General features: G+C 65.4%; 14 protein-coding genes. 11 read left to right on the top strand and 3 right to left on the bottom strand.

Features of this window, described 5'->3' with window-relative positions:
* Positions 1-35: 35 nt before the first annotated feature.
* The 5 genes from ACS5Q0_RS03990 (at position 36) to ACS5Q0_RS03970 (ending at position 5629) form a co-directional block, all read left to right on the top strand.
* Positions 36-1172: a glycosyltransferase family 4 protein gene (locus ACS5Q0_RS03990; RefSeq protein WP_473125305.1), complete on the top strand. Its 1137-nt coding sequence runs from the start codon at positions 36-38 to the stop codon at positions 1170-1172.
* Positions 1169-2281, top strand: a complete 1113-nt coding sequence (locus ACS5Q0_RS03985) for a CgeB family protein (RefSeq protein WP_473125304.1) — start codon at positions 1169-1171, stop codon at positions 2279-2281. The genes ACS5Q0_RS03990 and ACS5Q0_RS03985 overlap by 4 nt, the downstream gene beginning before the upstream one ends.
* Positions 2278-3372, top strand: a complete 1095-nt coding sequence (locus ACS5Q0_RS03980; RefSeq protein WP_473125303.1) for a CgeB family protein — start codon at positions 2278-2280, stop codon at positions 3370-3372. Before ACS5Q0_RS03985 ends, ACS5Q0_RS03980 begins: the two co-directional genes overlap by 4 nt.
* A complete protein-coding gene (locus ACS5Q0_RS03975) occupies positions 3369-4478 on the top strand; it encodes a CgeB family protein (RefSeq protein WP_473125302.1) in 1110 nt (369 codons plus the stop codon). The genes ACS5Q0_RS03980 and ACS5Q0_RS03975 overlap by 4 nt, the downstream gene beginning before the upstream one ends.
* Before the next feature lie 116 nt (positions 4479-4594).
* Positions 4595-5629: a UDP-glucuronic acid decarboxylase family protein gene (locus ACS5Q0_RS03970; protein WP_473125301.1), complete on the top strand. Its 1035-nt coding sequence runs from the start codon at positions 4595-4597 to the stop codon at positions 5627-5629.
* A 271-nt stretch (positions 5630-5900) separates the two neighbouring features.
* Here ACS5Q0_RS03970 and ACS5Q0_RS03965 read toward each other — a convergent pair whose 3' ends face one another.
* Positions 5901-7082 carry a YihY/virulence factor BrkB family protein gene (locus ACS5Q0_RS03965; protein ID WP_473125300.1) on the bottom strand — a complete coding sequence of 394 codons (1182 nt, stop codon included), beginning with the start codon at positions 7080-7082 and terminating at the stop codon, positions 5901-5903.
* Between the two features lie 260 nt (positions 7083-7342).
* Between ACS5Q0_RS03965 and ACS5Q0_RS03960 the strand changes: the two genes are divergently transcribed.
* The 6 genes from ACS5Q0_RS03960 to ACS5Q0_RS03935 all read left to right on the top strand — a co-directional run bounded on the left by ACS5Q0_RS03960 (position 7343) and on the right by ACS5Q0_RS03935 (position 12981).
* Positions 7343-8422 (top strand): ABC transporter ATP-binding protein, encoded by a 1080-nt coding sequence (locus tag ACS5Q0_RS03960; RefSeq protein ID WP_473125299.1) that lies wholly within the window; start codon positions 7343-7345, stop codon positions 8420-8422.
* A gap of 64 nt (positions 8423-8486) precedes the next feature.
* Positions 8487-9626 (top strand): ABC transporter substrate-binding protein, encoded by a 1140-nt coding sequence (locus ACS5Q0_RS03955; RefSeq protein ID WP_473125298.1) that lies wholly within the window; start codon positions 8487-8489, stop codon positions 9624-9626.
* The gene (locus tag ACS5Q0_RS03950) at positions 9604-10557 is read left to right on the top strand and encodes an ABC transporter permease (protein ID WP_473125297.1); all 954 of its coding nucleotides are present in this window, start codon (positions 9604-9606) and stop codon (positions 10555-10557) included. The genes ACS5Q0_RS03955 and ACS5Q0_RS03950 overlap by 23 nt, the downstream gene beginning before the upstream one ends.
* A complete protein-coding gene (locus ACS5Q0_RS03945; protein WP_473125296.1) occupies positions 10554-11366 on the top strand; it encodes an ABC transporter permease in 813 nt (270 codons plus the stop codon). Before ACS5Q0_RS03950 ends, ACS5Q0_RS03945 begins: the two co-directional genes overlap by 4 nt.
* A 7-nt stretch (positions 11367-11373) precedes the next feature.
* Positions 11374-12417, top strand: coding sequence for a LacI family DNA-binding transcriptional regulator (locus tag ACS5Q0_RS03940; RefSeq protein WP_473125295.1), 1044 nt, complete (start codon positions 11374-11376; stop codon positions 12415-12417).
* A gap of 36 nt (positions 12418-12453) precedes the next feature.
* Positions 12454-12981: a haloacid dehalogenase gene (locus tag ACS5Q0_RS03935; protein ID WP_473125294.1), complete on the top strand. Its 528-nt coding sequence runs from the start codon at positions 12454-12456 to the stop codon at positions 12979-12981.
* A gap of 413 nt (positions 12982-13394) precedes the next feature.
* Here the strand turns inward: ACS5Q0_RS03935 and ACS5Q0_RS03930 are convergent, their stop codons facing one another.
* The gene (locus ACS5Q0_RS03930; protein WP_473125293.1) at positions 13395-14786 is read right to left on the bottom strand and encodes an aminotransferase; all 1392 of its coding nucleotides are present in this window, start codon (positions 14784-14786) and stop codon (positions 13395-13397) included.
* Between the two features lie 12 nt (positions 14787-14798).
* The gene (locus tag ACS5Q0_RS03925) at positions 14799-16310 is read right to left on the bottom strand and encodes an NAD-dependent succinate-semialdehyde dehydrogenase (protein ID WP_473125292.1); all 1512 of its coding nucleotides are present in this window, start codon (positions 16308-16310) and stop codon (positions 14799-14801) included.
* Between the last annotated feature and the right edge of the window lie 38 nt (positions 16311-16348).

Here is a 16348-nt window from a genome sequence, read left to right as displayed (position 1 = left end):
CCGAACCCGTTCAGCGTGAAGGGGCTGGAAGAGACATGTCTGCATTGAAACAGGCCAAGTCCGCTCCTCGTGTTCTCATGACGGCCGATGCGGTCGGCGGTGTCTGGCAATATGCGCTCGACGTCGCCGAAGGCACGCGCAGGCACGGAGTCGAGACGATCCTCGCCGTGCTCGGCCCTTCGCCTTCCGAGGATCAGCGCGAGAGGGCGAGGACGAGCGGCATCAATGTGATCGACACCGGACTTCCCCTCGACTGGACGGCCGAGCGGGCCGACGAGGTGAAGGAAGCCGGGCGTGCGATTGCAAAGCTCGCCGCCGACATCCGGCCCGACATCGTGCATCTCAACTCTCCCGCACTTCTCGCCGATGCGCCATTCGCCTGCCCTGTCGTGGCGGTCTGCCATTCATGCGTCGCCACCTGGTGGGAAGCCGTGCGCGACGGTCCTCTTCCCGAGGCGTTCGCGTGGCGCACGCAACTCGTTCACAGGGGTTATCGCGCGGCGGACATGCTTCTGGCCCCAACAGCGGCCTTCGCCGGCGCCACGGCCCGCGTCTACGATCTCGCCGTGGCGCCGACAATCGTCCGCAACGGACGCCGGGCTGTCCGTGGCGACGAGCCGAGGAGGCGCGACCTCTTCGCCTTCACGGCGGGACGCCTCTGGGACGAGGGCAAGAATGTCGCGGCGTTCGACCGCGCCGCGTCGCGCCTGTCCATTCCGGCTCTCGCGGCGGGCCCCCATGACGGGCCCAACGGAGCACGCGTTGCAATCCATCATGCCACAGCGATCGGGCGGCTGAGCGACGATGAAATTGCCGGGCATCTGAGCGCGCAGCCCATCTTCGTCTCCGCCGCGAAATACGAGCCGTTCGGTCTCTCCGTCCTGGAGGCTGCGCAGGCGGGTTGCGCGCTGGTCCTGTCCGACATCCCGACGTTCCGCGAATTGTGGGATGGCGCGGCCCTGTTCGTGCATCCGGATGACGACGAGACCATCGCACGGCTCGTCGAGCGCCTGAGCACGAACGAAACGGAGCGCCGCGCGATGGGAGAGGCGGCGAGGACGCGCGCGGGAACCTACGGCGTGGAGGCCATGACCATGGGGGTCCTGTCGGCCTACCGATTCCTGCTTCCGTCCAAGATCAGTTCCATCTCCCTCAAGGGGGCCGCTGCATGAAATTCGTCTATTTCACTCACTCCCTCGCATCCTGCTGGAATCACGGCAACGCGCATTTCTTGAGAGGCGTGCTGCGCGATCTCGTCCACCGGGGGCACGAGGTCGTGGCTTACGAGCCTGAAGGCGCGTGGAGCCTGGACAATCTTCTGCGCGATCATGGAGAGAGCGGTCTCGAGGCTTATCGCAGCCTCTATCCCGAATTGTCGTCGATCGTGTTCGGCGCTGATGCCGATCTGTCCGAGATGGTGGCGGATGCGGACGTGGTGATCGTCCATGAATGGAACGAGCCGTGGCTCGTCGCGGCCATCGGCAGGCTGCGACGCGAGGGAGCGCGGTTCACTCTTCTCTTCCACGACACGCATCACCGGGCCGTCAGCGATCCGAATGCGATCCGTCAATTCGACCTGAGCGGATACGACGGCGTTCTCGCCTTCGGCGAGACGCTGGCCGAGGTCTATCGCCGTTGGGGCTGGGGCGAGCGCGTTCATGTGTGGCACGAGGCGGCCGATACGCGGCTCTTCCATCCGCCTGCGCAAGAAGGCGAACGCAAGGGCCTCGTCTGGATCGGCAATTGGGGCGACGACGAGCGCAGCGCGGAACTGGAAACCTATCTCTTCCGTCCGGCCCGAACCGTCGGGCTGCCCCTCGACATCTACGGCGTGCGCTATCCCGAACAGGCGCTTGAGACCTTGGAGCGCTACGGCGTGACGTATCGCGGCTGGCTGCCGAATGCGCGGGCTCCGGAGGTGTTCGCGCGCCATCTCGCCACCGTGCATGTGCCGCGCCGCTTCTACGTGAACATGCTTCCCGGCATTCCCACGATCCGTGTCTTCGAGGCGCTCGCCTGCGGAATTCCTCTCATCTCCGCGCCCTGGAGCGACTCGGAAGGTCTTTTCAATCCGGGCGAGGATTATCTCGTCGCACGGGACGAGGCCGAAATGGAGCGCCATCTGAAGGCCGTCAGCGGCGATCCCGATCTGCGGCGCTTCCTCGTGACCAACGGATTGGCCGCCATTCGCAACCGTCACTCCTGCGCGCACCGTGTCGATCAGCTGCTCACGATCCTGAAAACCTACGGTGCCGAAGCACCGATGGAGATGTCCGCATGAAGATAGCCTTTTACGGTTCCAGCCTTCTCTCCTCCTATTGGAACGGAGCGGCGACCTATTACAGAGGCATGCTGAGCGAGCTCGCCCGACGCGGCTACGGCATCACCTTCTACGAGCCCGATGCGTTCGACCGTCAGAAGCATCGCGACATCGATCCGCCGAACTGGGCTGAGGTCAAGGTCTATCCTGCCACCGAGGAAGCCATGCGCGGCGTCGTGGCCGAGGCGGCGAAGGCCGATGTGGTGGTCAAGGCGTCCGGCGTCGGCGTGTTCGACAACGAGTTGCTGGAAGGCGTCGTCGCCGCTTCGCGTCCCGATGCCATTCGCATCTTCTGGGACGTGGATGCCCCGGCCACCCTCGCGGAGCTGCGGGAGAACCCGGATCATCCGCTGCGCCGCACGCTTCCCGCCCTCGACTTCGTCCTCACCTATGGCGGCGGCCCGCCGGTGATCGAAGCCTATGAGGGTTTCGGCGCGCGGCGCTGCATTCCGATCTACAATGCGCTCGATCCTTCGACCCATCACCCGGTCCCGGCCGATGAGCGCTTCACGGCCGATCTTTCGTTCCTCGGCAATCGCCTGCCGGACCGCGAGGCGCGCGTCGAGCAGTTCTTCCTGGAGCCCGCCGCACGCCTTCCGAACCGCAGCTTCCTGATCGGCGGCAACGGCTGGGAGACGAAGGGCATGCCGTCGAACGTGCGCCATATCGGGCACGTCTATACGCGCGATCACAACGCCTTCAACACGAGCCCGCTCGCGGTCCTGAACATCGCGCGCGATTCCATGGCGACGACAGGCTACTCGCCGGCGACGCGCGTGTTCGAGGCGGCGGGCGCGGGCGCATGTCTCATCACCGACGCATGGGTCGGCCTCGAACTCTTCCTGAAGGAAGGGGAGGAGGTTCTGGTCGCGCGCGACGGCAAGGATGTGGCCGACCATGTGGAGATGCTGAATCCCGAGCGGGCGAAGGCCATCGGCGATGCTGCCCGTCGCCGCATCATGGCCGAGCACACCTATGCCAGACGAGGAGCCGAGGTGGATGCGATCCTGCGCGACATGGCCTCCCGGAAACGCGAAAGGAGCGTCGCGTGAGCGGATTGCGCATCGTCGTCCTCGGCCTGAGCCTTTCGTCATCCTGGGGCAACGGCCATGCCACAACCTTCCGCGCCCTGCTCAAGGCGTTCGCCGCCCGAGGGCACGACGTGCTGTTCCTGGAGCGCGACGTGCCGTGGTATGCCGCGCACCGGGACCTGATGAATCCCGATTTCTGCCGCCTCAAATTCTATACCAGCCTGGAGGACCTGGAGCGCTACCGGACAATCATCGCATCGGCCGATGCGGTGATCGTGGGCTCCTACGTGCCCGAGGGCGTCGCTGTCGGGCGCTGGGCTCAGGAGGTGGCCAAGGGAACCGTCGCCTTTTACGACATCGATACGCCCGTGACGCTCGCGAAGCTGGAAAGGGGCGATTACGAATATCTCTCGCCGGATCTGATCCCGCATTACGACGTCTATTTCTCCTTCACGGGCGGCCCCACGCTCGACCTGCTGATGGAGCGATACGGTTCTCCTGCGGCGCGGGCGCTCTACTGCTCGGTCGATCCTGAGCTGTATCCCGTGCTCGACCGGCCGAAGCGCTGGGACCTGAGCTATCTCGGCACGTACAGCCCGGACCGCCAGCCGACTCTCGAAACGCTTCTGATCGAGCCGGCCCGGCGCGCGCCGCATCTGCGCTTCGTGGTGGCCGGGCCGCAATATCCCGCCGACATCGCGTGGCCCGCGAACGTGGAGCGCATCGATCACGTGCCGCCCAGCGAGCACCCGGCTTTCTATGCTGAAAGCCGCTTCACGCTCAATGTCACGCGCGCCGACATGATCCGCGCGGGCTACAGCCCCAGCGTCCGTCTGTTCGAGGCCGGGGCATGCGGAACGCCGATCATCTCCGACACCTGGGACGGCATCGAAACGATCTTGAAGCCCGGCCGCGAGATCGCTCTCGCCCGGCAGGCCGACGACGTGCTGCATGTGCTTGAAGGGTCGGATGGGGTCAGTCGCGACCTGATGGGACGGGAAGCGCGGCAGCGCATCCTGGCCGAGCACACGGCCTCCCACCGCGCCGCTTCCATGGAGCGGGATCTGATCGAAGCGATAGACCGGCGGAAGCAGGACCATCGTCCCGCTCGGGAAGCGAGAGCATGAGAGCCGTGAATAGTTTCTGAAGCCGGCATTGAACCAATGCCAAGCTTCGGCGTTGGACCGGATAAAGGTTTGTACATCGGGGCCGTGACCGGCGGTCCGATACGGAGATGGTCTTCATGAAGAATGGCAAGAGCAAACTCGTCCTTGTCGCGGGTGGAGCCGGCTTCCTTGGATCGCATTTGTGTGACGCTCTGCTGAGCGAAGGCGCGCATGTGGTGGCTGTCGACAACTTCCAGACCGGGCGGCGACAGAACCTTCGGCATCTCGAGCGTGAACCGCGTTTCGATCTCGTCGACACGGACATCATCAAGCCGCTTCCGCCGCGCCTGCGTTCGAAGAAGATGAAGTTCGACGAAGTCTTCAATCTCGCCTGCGCCGCCTCTCCGCCCCATTATCAGGCCGATCCCGAGCACACCATGCTCACGAGCGTGGTCGGAACCCACAATCTCCTGACATTCGCGAAAACGATCGGAGCCCGTTTCTTCCTGGCGTCCACCAGCGAGATCTATGGCGATCCCGAGGTTCACCCGCAGAAGGAAAGCTATTGGGGGAACGTAAATCCCACCGGCCCGCGCGCCTGCTATGACGAGGGCAAGCGCGCAGCGGAAACGTTGACCTTCGATTTCGAACGCTCCGGCCGCGCGGACGTGCGCGTCGCGCGCATCTTCAACACTTACGGGCCGCGCATGCGCGCCGACGACGGGCGCGTGGTTTCGAACGTCATCTGCCAGGCTCTGTCCGGCGACGACATCACCGTTTACGGAGACGGAAGCCAGACGCGCTCCTTCTGCTACGTGTCCGATCTGGTGGACGGCTTCATGCGGCTCATGGCCTATGAGGGGGCGTTCCCCGGCGCGGTCAATCTCGGCAATCCGAACGAGCTCACCGTCGGCGATCTGGCGCAGAAGGTTCTGGCGATGACCGGGTCCTCGTCCCGCATCGTGTCGCGTCCGCTCCCGGTGGACGATCCGCGTCGCCGCCGTCCGGACATCACGCTCGCCAAGCAGCTTCTCGGATGGTCGCCGAAGACCTCCCTGGAAGCGGGCTTGAAAGACACCATCGCCTGGTTCTCCGACGAGCGCTCCGACGCCAGCAAGGCGGCCCGCGCGCCGACCATGCTCCACGGAGCCGTTGCGGCAAGGCAGGCGTGACGGCCCGATATCATTGATTTCGACAGAAGAGGTGCCGGGATATTCCGGCGCCTCTTCTTTTGGGTGCTACTGATGGGGCGATCCGGATGCCGGGCGGGCAAGGATCGGCGCACTCGGTCATCGTGCGTCAAAAGCGGACCTGCACTTTCAGGATCGATCCGATGCTCCACTCTTTGGAAGAGCGCGTCGCGCGGGCGGCCCTCCGGCTCCGCACGATGCATGAGAAAGGGCGCTCCTTGCGGAGCGCCCTTTCTCATCGATCGGAATGGCGTCAGGCCTTTGCGACGCCGACCGTATCGGCCATCGTCGCGCCCCGCGTGCCCATGGGCTGCTGGACGCCTTCCGTCGTGTCCTTGACGGTCTGGTGCTCCATCTCCGCGTTGATCTCGGCGCCCAGAAGGACGACGATGCTCGAGAGCCAGATCCAGGTCATGAAGCCGATGACGGCGCCCAGCGATCCGTAGGTTTCGTTGTAGCTGCCGAAATTCGAGACATACCACGAGAAGAGCATAGACACGGCGATCCAGAGCACGGCGGCGACGATGCCGCCCGGCGTGACCCAGCGCCATTCGGCCTTGTCCCGGCTCGGGCCGAAGCGATAGATCAGCGACAGGGCGAAGGTGACGCCGACGAGAAGAATGGGCCAGCGCAGAAGCGACAGCAGCCATTCCTTGCCTTCTCCGAGACCGATGAATTTGAGAACGATCGGCAGGACGACGATGCCGCCGAGAGCGATCAGAATGAACAGGATGGCGCACAGGGTGAAGGTCAGGGAGGTCAGGTTCAGCCGGATGAAGCTGCGCTTTTCCTCCTCGTCGTTCACGATGTTGAGGGCGTCGAACACCGCTTTCATGCCCGCGTTCGCGCTCCAGAGGGAGATGGCGAGGCCGAAGATGAAGCCGAAGCTGAGTGCGCCGCCTCCCTTGGAGGCGATCCGCTTCACCTGGTCGCCGATCACCTCCATCGCGCCGCCCGGCAGGACGCCCGACATCGCGTTGAGGTGCTCCTGGATGGTGGTGGGATCCGCAAAGAGGCCGTAGATGGAGACCAGCGCGCCGATGGCGGGAAAGACGGCGAGCAGGGCATAATACGTCACGCCCGCGGCAACGGATGTGACGCGGTCCTTGCCGAATTCCTCATACGTCCGCCAGAGAATGTCCTTCCAGCCCTTCGCGGGAATTTCGGTGGGCTTGTCGGCCTCGCGTCCGCGCCCCTTCTCGGCGGCCGCGGCATGGGGATCGGCATGCTGCTTCTCGGCGAAGCCGGTATCCTTTTGCGACGTAGCGTGGCCTGGTCTGCGCGCGGTCGGGCGCGCCGAAGCCGGCGCGGGATGGCGCTCGCCTCCGGCGACGAGCCTCACCAGCGCCCATCCGACCACGACGGCGGCCATCGTTGCGAGTGCCGAGGGAGGTTGGGGCGAACCCGTTCGCTGGACTGCCGGATTGTTTGCCATTGACGGATCGAACCTCCTCACTAACGCCCGCGCCGAAAGGCCCGGCTCATGCTTAAACATCGTTGCGGAGACGGCGGTTCCACGGTCCGCACGGAGGCGGCCGGCGATCGGCTTCCGATGGCGATCCGGGAGAGGCAGCCCGTCACAAAACTGTATCAGACCTTAGTCTAAACCCACTTGAGCGCCTTGGGCTAAATCGAGCATAGTTTGCACGGCTGTGCAAAAACGCCCGAAGAGGCTTCAGCCGGGGAGAGGAAACCATGAACGCCTTCCTTGAAGTCGTCGATGCTCGTGTTTTCTATGGGCAGAACGAGGTGCTGAAGGGCGTGAGCCTGGCGGTCGGGAAGGGGGAGTTCGTCGCCCTTCTCGGCTCTTCAGGGTGCGGGAAGACGACTCTTCTGCGCAGCATTGCAGGGTTCAATGCCCCCGCTTCCGGGGCGATCCGCGTCGGCGGGCGGGACGTGACCCGGCTGCCGCCCGACAAGCGCGGCATGGCCCTCGTCTTCCAATCCTATGCGCTCTGGCCGCATATGACCGTCGACCAGAATATCGGCTATGGCCTCAAGCTCAGGCGGATGCCCAGGGCCACGATCGAGGCGCGCGTCGCCGAGATCAAGACGCTGCTGGGCCTGGAGGCGCTCGGCGCCCGCAAGCCGGCGAACCTGTCGGGCGGGCAGCGCCAGCGCGTGGCGCTCGGGCGGGCCCTGGCGATCGAGCCGGACATCCTTCTCCTCGACGAGCCCCTGTCCAACCTCGACGCGAGGATACGTCTGACGGTGCGCCACGAGATCAGCGCGCTCCAGCGGCGCCTCGGGATCACGGCCGTGCACGTCACGCACGATCGCGAGGAAGCCATGGTGATGGCGGACCGGATCGTCATCCTCAACAACGGCGCGATCGCGCAGGTGGGGACGCCCGAGGAGGTGTACAACCGTCCCGCTTCCGACTTCGTCGCCGCCTTCATGGGAGCGGAGAACCTCATCGCGCTCTCGGCGAAGACGAGCGGCGACCGGATCGAGATCGCCGCCGGTCCGTTCAACGCGCCCGCCGTCCTGCCGGCCCGGGGGCGGACCTTGACCGGTCTCGTGAACGCGCGCTTCCGGGCGGAATCGGTGGAGATCGGCGATGCGGGAGAGACGGTCCCGTCCGCGGCGGACAAGCCGTGCCTGACGCTGACCGGAACCGTCGAGCAGACGAGCTATCCGGGCGGCCTCTGGCGCCATGTGGTCGCCGTCGGCTCCTCGCATGTCATCGTCGATTCCCCCCGTAGCATCGATATCGGCAAACGCGTCTCCATCCGCATTCCGGAGGAATCGCTCTTCCTGTTTCCACAACAATAGACCGGCGGAATCCAACCGCCGGCGAAGGCACAGGGCACCCGATGGGCGCCATAGGAGAAGGACCATGAAAGCCAAGTTGATTGCCTCCACGCTCGTGGCAGGCATGTTCTGCACACCGCTCTCCGCGGCGGAACTGACCGTCCTCACCGCAGGCGATCAGAATATGGTCGATTACGTGAACGAGTATCTGGGGCCGCTCTTCGAGAAGGAGAATCCCGGCACGAAGGTTCGCGTCGTCGGGACGGGTCCGGGCGACGCCGGATCGCAGAAGATCCTCGAGCGCTTCGAGGCGCAGAGCAAGGCGGGCGTCGCGAAGTGGGACGCCGACGTCGCCGTCGTCCACGAGAAGTTCGTCGGCCCCATGGTCGAGCAGAAATTCCTCGAGGCCTATCGCAGCAAGATCCCGACCGGATCCCTGGTGACGCGCGAGAACGCCAAGATCGCCCTCGGCGCGAACGTGGACGGCTATGTGATGCCCATGTTCAACAGCCAGACGGCGCTCGCCTACAACCCGGCCCTGGTGCCCAACCCGCCGAAGAGCTACGACGAGATCGTCGAGTTCGCGAAGAAGAACCCGAAGCAGTTCGGCTACAACGGCATCAAGGGCGGAGCCTCCGGCGTCAGCTTCGTCATGGGCTGGGTCTATGCCTATGGCGGCGGCGATGCGCAGAAGCTCATGAACGGCCCCTTCGATCCGAACGAGGCCAAGAACTGGGAGAAGGCCTTCGCGTCCCTGAAGGAGTTCACCCGCAACGCCACGCTCACGCCGGGCAATGCCGGCACGCTCGACATGCTCAGCCGCGGCGAGATCGCCATCGGGCCGGTCTGGGTCGACATGTTCTACTCCTGGAAGGCGAACGGCCAGCTGCCGCCGGACATGAAGCTCGTCCTGCCGTCCCCGGGCATGCCCGGCCAGCCGATGCATTACGTCGTTCCGGAAAAGAGCGGCAACAAGGAGCTCGCCGAGAAGTTCGTGGCGCTCGCCACCAGCCCGAAGGTGCAGGCGGAAGGCATCGTCAAGCGCTTCAACTGGTATCCCGGAATCGACGCGCAGCACGTTCAGGCTAACCTCGACAAGGCGACCTGGGAGAAGCTCTTCACGGATATCTCGCCCGAGGAGCTTGCCAAGTACGGCAAGCCTTTCCCGATTGCTCCGTACAACAGCGCGATCCTGGAAGCCTATGAACGCCAAGTTGGAAACTGAGGCCGGCAGCGGCTGGGGAAGCGAGAGGCTTCCCCAGCCCGGCTCCCACGGCGCCCTGCGCCCGACGCAGCCCGGGCACCTGAACACGGGGGGAGGACGATTGGCTCTTCCGATCCCGCTTCTGGGATTCCTGCTCGTCGCTCCGGCGCTGGCGATCGTTCTTCTCCTCTTCATCGTGCCGCTCGCCAGCTCGGTCACGGGCGCCTTCGACGTCGGAGGCGCATTCAGCTTCGGCAATTTCACGAAGGCCTTCGAGCTCTACAGCGGCGACATGCTCTTCACGATCGCCATCGTGACGCTGTCCTCGGCCCTGATCGGCCTCTTCTCCATCATGATCGGCGGCTATCTCACGCTCGGCTCGAATCCGCGCGCCGTCGCCGCCTTAAGATGGGTCTACCGCTGGCCGCTTTTCATTCCGTTCATCGTCGTGGGCCAGATCCTGCGCACGTTCCTCGCCAAGAACGGCCTGATGAACAACATCTTCATCGAGCTGGGCCTGATGACGCCCCTGTCGGCCATGTCCTTCCTCGACTGGCGCGGCATCGTCATCGCCTTCGTCTGGAAACAGACGCCCTTCGTCGCCCTGCTGCTCTCCGGCGCCATGGCGTCCATCGATCACAGCACCATCGAAGCGGCGCGCAACCTGGGCGCCAACCGCCTGCGGATCCTGATCGAGATCGTCCTGCCTCAGGTCCGCACCACCCTTCTCGTCGGGCTGATCCTGAGCTTCGTGACGATGATGTCGGTGCTGTCGGTCCCGCTCATGATCAACGCGCAATCGCCTACGATGATCACCGCCAACATGGCGTTCCGCATCAACGCCTACCGGGATTACGGCGTCGCCAACGCGCTCGGGCTGATCTCGCTGCTGATGACCAGCGTGGTGGCCTGGATCTACCTGCGTCAGACCATGAGGGAGCACAGCCGATGAGCGCCCGTCTCGACTGGAAATGGATTCCCCGTGGGATCGGGCTCGGAATCCTGGCCTTCATCATCTTCGGGCCCCTGGTGAACCTGCTGCTCTGGACCGTGGCGGAGCGCTGGTATTTTCCGCATGTGCTGCCGTTGAAATACGGCTTCTCGTTCTGGGCGAACGTCTTCTCGCCGCGCGGAAACGCCATGTCGTCCTTAGGGACGAGCATCTTCATCGCCGCCCTCACGGTGGTCCTGTCCCTGGGGCTCGCCATTCCGGCAGGCTACGCCCTGGCCCGGCTCCGCCTGCCGTTTCGCGGCCTCATCCTGCTGGCGCTGCTCATCCCCCAGGCTTTTCCCAACCTGCCGGTCTATGTGAACATCGCGCGCATCTTCTATCAATACGGCCTCAACGGAACGATTCTCGGCGTGGTGCTCGTTCATGTGACGCACGGCCTCGTCTATGCGGTCTGGATTGCGACCGCGGCTTTCTCCGCCATCGATCGGGAGCTGGAGGAGGCCGCGTGCTCCATGGGCGCGAGCGCGCTGCGCGGCTTCTGGGACGTCACGTTGCCGATCGCGGCGCCCGGGCTTCTCGCCAGCGCCATCTTCGTGTTCCTGGAATCCCTCGACGAGTTCACGGGCACCTACTTCGTCGGCGCTCCCGATGTCTTGACCCTGCCTCTTCTGCTCTACACGGCAGGCTCGGGCGGCAATTATCAGATCGCCTCCATCACGGCGCTGATCCTGCTGATCCCGTCGATCGCCTTCATGTTCGTGGTCGAGCGTTTCCTTCGCTCGGACGTGCTCTCCAAGGTCGGGCATTGAGACGATGATGCGGGATACGGATGCAGATGCCGCGGAGGCAGGGCCGCAATTCGTCAGCGCCCATATGGTGGCCGAACGCGCCGGCGTGTCGCGCTCGGCCGTTTCGCGGGCCTTCACGCCGGGGGCGAGCATCGCTCCCGCAACGCGCAAGAAGGTGATGGAGGCGGCCGCGGAGCTGGGCTATCAGGTCAACGATCTGGCGCGGGGGCTGCTCGCCAATCGCAGCCGGCTCGTGGGCCTCGTGGCCTCGGATCTCGCGAGCCCTTTCCGGACGCAGCAGGTCGCGGCCTTGTCCCGGCGCCTCGTCGAACGGGGAAGCGTCCCCGTGCTCATTCCCACCGGTCCCGGAGAGGACCGGGTGTGCGCCGCCCACGCGACGCTTCTGCGCTACAGGGCCGAGGCGACGATCGTCCTGTCCGGCATGCCGTCCTCGTCCATTGTCGAACTGGCGCAGCGCAACGGGCAGCCGCTCATCGTCGTGGGCCGGACGGAGCATGGCCCGGATCACATCCGGATCAACAACGTCCGCGCGGCGCAGGTGGCCGTGGAAGTCTTTCACGCGCGGGGGATGACGAAGCTCGGCCTCGTCACGTCGACCGTCGGCAGCCCGAACCTGGTCGAACGGGAGGAGGCCTTCATCGCGGCGGCCAGGGAGCGGGGCCTGGAGGTCCGCGTGCAGCGGGCGGGTTACACCGATTACGACGGCGGCCAGGCCGCCGCGTCCCTGCTTCTGGGAACGGGAGATGCGGTCGAGGCGGTCTTCTGCGTCAACGATCTCATGGCGCTCGGATTGATGGATTACGCCCGGGACGTTTTGAACCTGTCGATTCCCGAGAACCTTTCGGTAATCGGTTTCGACGGCATTCCGCAGACCCGTTGGGGCGCCTACCGGCTGACGACCTTCCATCAGGACGAGGAAGCGCTCGCCGCCGAAACCATCCGGATTCTGGACCGGCGGCAGGCCGATCCGAAGGCCCCGCCCATCGTGTCGGTGCTCGACGTGCCGTTGATCTATCGCGGAAGCGTCCGCCCGCTGAAGGATGGTTTGTGAGAGGCCGGCCATCGGCCGCCCGCTGCGAGGAACGACATGAAGACCGAGTACCATTCCATTTGGCTGATGCCGTGCATCGAGCACGAGAGGATGTTTTCGGACATCGTCCGGGAACTGGCGCGGCGCTTCGGCAGTCCGGTCTTCCAGCCGCACCTGACGCTCGTGGAGGACATGCCGAGGACCTGCGCGGAGCTGCAGCCTCTTCTCGCACCGGTCGCGGAGGGGATGAGCGCATTCGACGCGCCTGTCGAGACGGTCGAGGAAAGTCCTCTTTACTATCGCTCGTTCTACGCCCGCTTTCCGGTCGTTCAGCCTCTCGGCGTCATGAAGAGGAAGGCCGTCGAGAGCTTCGGCGTGGGAAGCGTCGAGACTTTCATGCCGCATATCTCGTTGGCTTACGGCGTTCAGGAAAGCCTCGAGAAATCTCACGCCATCGGAGACTTGAGAAGCAGACTCACGGGCGTGAGCGTGCATTTCGACCGCGTCTGCATCGTGTCTTCCTCTCAACAGACCCCGATCGAGGAATGGGCGATCCTATCCAGCATCGCGTTGCCCGCACGATGATGGCGACGGGCTCTGTCCGTCATGGCCGTCCTCGTCTTGGGGCTACGACAGGCTAAAGACGTGGATCCCCGGGACGAGCCCGGGGATGACGGGGGAGAGTGGCTTGGCCCCACGGGATCCGCTTCTGCCGACGCAAGTCGGGAACACCCGACTTGCGGTGGGGAGAACCTCCGGATTCAGAATAAGGCGCAGGTTTCCCTCCCCCTTGTGGGGAGGGCCAGGGTGGGGGTGTGAGCGCTACGCTGGTTTGAGTTCAGCGCCGACACCCCCACCTCCCACTCCTCCCCACAAGGGGGAGGAGAGCACCCGCGTTCTGCTGGATAAGGTGCGCAAGCCCGAGGCTTGGGGAAGGAGAGACCGCGCGGCACTGCCCCTGCCTTTCTCCGTAGAGGGCAGGGGCGTCGTGAGGCGTTCTACAGCGTGGAGGTCACCTCCTCAATGGCGCCCTTCGCGGCGTTCACGATGATGTCAGCTTCGTCCCTGGTCAGGCAGAGCGGCGGCGCGAAGCCGAGGATGTCGCCCTGGGGCATCGCGCGGCCGATGACGCCGCGCTCCAGAAGGGCCGCGGTGATGCGCGGGCCGACCTTCTCGGAAGCATCGAAGAAGACCCGGTCGTCCCGGTCGCGCACGAATTCGACCGCCGCCATCAGGCCCTCGCCGCGCACCTCGCCGACGAAGCGGTTCGAGCCGACCGCGTCCTTGAGAGCGTTGTTGAAATAGGCGCCGATCTCCCGCGCATTGGCGACGATGTCGAGTTCGTCCACCACCTCGAGATTGGCCACGCCCGCCGCCGCGCAGAGCGGATGGGACGAGTAGGTCCAGCCGTGGCCGATGGGCCCGTAGGCGTCGGAGCCCTGCTCCAGCACGCGCCAGACCTTCTCCGACACGATCACGCCGGAGAGCGGCGCATAGGCCGAGGTCAGCCCCTTGGCGATGGTGATGAGATCCGGCCTGATGCCGTAATGGTCGGAGCCGAACATGGAGCCGAGACGACCGAAGCCCGTGATGACCTCGTCGGCGATGAGCAGGATGTCGTGCTTGTCCAGAACCGCCTGGATCTTCTCCCAATAGCCCTTCGGCGGAGGCACGATGCCGCCGGTTCCGAGCACCGGCTCGCCGATGAAGGCCGCGATGGTTTCGGGTCCCTCGGCCTCAATCATCTCCTCGAGCTTGTCGGCGCAATATTGCGAGAATTGCTCCTCGCTCATGTTCCTGTCCGGGCGACGGAAATAATAGGGCGCTTCCGTGTGCAGGATCGGCGAGAGCGGCAGGTCGAACAGGTTGTGGAAGGCGGCCAGACCCGTGAGGCTGCCGCTCATCAGGCCGGAGCCGTGATAGCCGCGCCAGCGCGAGATGATCTTCTTCTTCTCGGGCCGCCCCAGCACGTTGTTCATGTACCAGACGAGCTTGATGTTGGTCTCGTTCGCATCCGATCCCGACAGGCCGAAGAACACGCGGCTCATGCCCTTCGGAGCGCGGTCGATGATCATCTTGGCGAGGCGGATCGAGGGCTCGGAGCCATGGCCCACATAGGCATGGTAATAGGGCAGGGCGGCCGCCTGCGCCGCGATGGCGTCGGTGATCTTGGTGCGGCCGTAGCCGACATTCACGCAATAGAGGCCGGCAAACGCATCGAGGCTGCGCTTGCCCTGCCGGTCGACGATGTAGACGCCTTCGCCGCCCGCGATGATGCGGTTGGGCGTTTCCCCGCGCGCATGCTGGGCCATGTGGGTGGAAGGATGGAAGAAATGGTCCCGGTCCCAGGCGTTGAGTTCGTTGTCGAGAGTGGTGGTTTCGTTCAGCATGGCTGGCTCCGGTCAGTGAATGTCGAGGCAGAGGTATTTCAGGTCGGTGAAGGCCTCCAGGCCGTGGCGCGAGCCCTCGCGGCCGAGGCCCGATTGCTTCACGCCGCCGAAGGGAATGGGCGCGCCGGTGATCTTCACCCGGTTGACGGCGACCATGCCGTATTCGAGGGCCCGGCCGAGGCGCAGGGCGCGTGCGCCGTTCTCGGTCACCACATAGGCGACGAGGCCGTATTCGGTGGCGTTGGCCCGCGCCACCACTTCGCCTTCCGTGTCGAACGGCGTCACGGCGGCGATCGGCGCGAAGGTTTCTTCATGCATGATGAGAGCATTGTCCGGCACGTCGGCGAGCAGCGTGGGCGGCACGAAGAGCGGCCCTTGCGCCTGGGTGTCTCCGGTGACGCGGCGCGCGCCGAGGGTGAGCGCGTCGTCGATCTGCGCCTTCGCCTTTGCGACCGCGTTGGGGTGCATCAGCGGGCCGATCTCCACGTCCCTGTCGAGGCCCGGCCCCGATTTGAGCCCGGCGATGCGTTGGCCGAAGGCCTCGCAGAAGGCTTCGTAGATCGGGCGCTGGACATAGATGCGGTTGGCCGCGAGGCAGTCCTGGCCGGAGGTCGCGAATTTGGCCCCCATGGCGATCTCGACCGCCTTGTCGAGGTCCGCGTCGTCGAACACGATCAGCGGCGCGTGGCCGCCGAGCTCCATCACGAGGCGCTTCATGGTGGGCGCGCAGCGCATGGCGATCTTGCGCCCGATTTCCGTCGAGCCCGTGAAGCTGACGACACGCACGCGCGCATCGTCGCAGAAGCGGTTGGCGATGGGCTCGGCGTCGCCCGTGACGAGGTTGAACACGCCCGCGGGCAGGCCCGCGCGCTCGGCAAGCTCCGCGAGCGCCAGCGCCGAGAGCGGCGTGTAGGAGGAGGGGTGCGCGACGATCGTGCAGCCGGCGGCGAGCGCCGCGGCGGCCTTGCGCGTCAGCATCGCCGAGGGGAAGTTCCAGGGCGTCAGCAGGGCCGCGACGCCGAGCGCCTCGCGGCGCACCAGCATCTCGGCGCCGGGCAGGTGGCTCGTCACGCTCTCCACGTTCAGGCGCTTGGCCTCTTCCGCGTACCATTCCACGAAGGAGGCCGCGTAATCGATCTCGCCGAGGGATTCCGAGAGCGGCTTGCCCTGTTCGAGGGTCATGATGAGCGCGAGATCCTCGCGGTTCTCCAGCATCAGCGCGTGCCAGGCGCGAAGGCGCTGCCCGCGCTCCTGCGGCAGCAGGGCCTTCCAGGCGGGAAGGGCGCGGGCGGCGGCGTCGATCGCCCGTCCAGCGGCATCGGCGCCGAGGCGCGACACGCGGGCGACGTTCAGGCCGGTGGCCGGATCGTTCACCTCGAAGCGCGCATCCGCGTCGGCTCCCGTCCAGCGCCCGTCGATATAGGCCATCTCGCGCAGCAGGCGCGGATCCCTCAGCCGCCCGAGCGCCGGGTGGCTGTCCGCCTTGGCCGGACCTGCGGCTCTGGTTTGCGTCATCGCGTTCATGCCTCGCCCTCCTGGAAATAACGCCGATGGGGGAAGGC

This window comes from Microvirga sp. HS2 (assembly GCF_055792805.1).
The sequence above is the reverse complement of the archived record's forward strand: the minus strand, read 5'-3'. Positions and strand labels throughout refer to the sequence as shown.

What these genes read in the sequence shown, in the direction of transcription:
- ACS5Q0_RS03980 (WP_473125303.1), top strand. Translation starts at nt 2,278, where the DNA reads ATGAAGATAGCCTTTTACGGTTCCAGCCTTCTCTCCTCCTATTGGAAC.
- ACS5Q0_RS03935 (WP_473125294.1), top strand. Translation starts at nt 12,454, where the DNA reads ATGAAGACCGAGTACCATTCCATTTGGCTGATGCCGTGCATCGAGCAC.
- ACS5Q0_RS03965 (WP_473125300.1), bottom strand. Translation starts at nt 7,082, where the DNA reads ATGGCAAACAATCCGGCAGTCCAGCGAACGGGTTCGCCCCAACCTCCC.
- ACS5Q0_RS03930 (WP_473125293.1), bottom strand. Translation starts at nt 14,786, where the DNA reads ATGCTGAACGAAACCACCACTCTCGACAACGAACTCAACGCCTGGGAC.
- ACS5Q0_RS03960 (WP_473125299.1), top strand. Translation starts at nt 7,343, where the DNA reads ATGAACGCCTTCCTTGAAGTCGTCGATGCTCGTGTTTTCTATGGGCAG.
- ACS5Q0_RS03940 (WP_473125295.1), top strand. Translation starts at nt 11,374, where the DNA reads ATGCGGGATACGGATGCAGATGCCGCGGAGGCAGGGCCGCAATTCGTC.
- ACS5Q0_RS03945 (WP_473125296.1), top strand. Translation starts at nt 10,554, where the DNA reads ATGAGCGCCCGTCTCGACTGGAAATGGATTCCCCGTGGGATCGGGCTC.
- ACS5Q0_RS03925 (WP_473125292.1), bottom strand. Translation starts at nt 16,310, where the DNA reads ATGAACGCGATGACGCAAACCAGAGCCGCAGGTCCGGCCAAGGCGGAC.
- ACS5Q0_RS03970 (WP_473125301.1), top strand. Translation starts at nt 4,595, where the DNA reads ATGAAGAATGGCAAGAGCAAACTCGTCCTTGTCGCGGGTGGAGCCGGC.
- ACS5Q0_RS03990 (WP_473125305.1), top strand. Translation starts at nt 36, where the DNA reads ATGTCTGCATTGAAACAGGCCAAGTCCGCTCCTCGTGTTCTCATGACG.
- ACS5Q0_RS03985 (WP_473125304.1), top strand. Translation starts at nt 1,169, where the DNA reads ATGAAATTCGTCTATTTCACTCACTCCCTCGCATCCTGCTGGAATCAC.
- ACS5Q0_RS03955 (WP_473125298.1), top strand. Translation starts at nt 8,487, where the DNA reads ATGAAAGCCAAGTTGATTGCCTCCACGCTCGTGGCAGGCATGTTCTGC.
- ACS5Q0_RS03950 (WP_473125297.1), top strand. Translation starts at nt 9,604, where the DNA reads ATGAACGCCAAGTTGGAAACTGAGGCCGGCAGCGGCTGGGGAAGCGAG.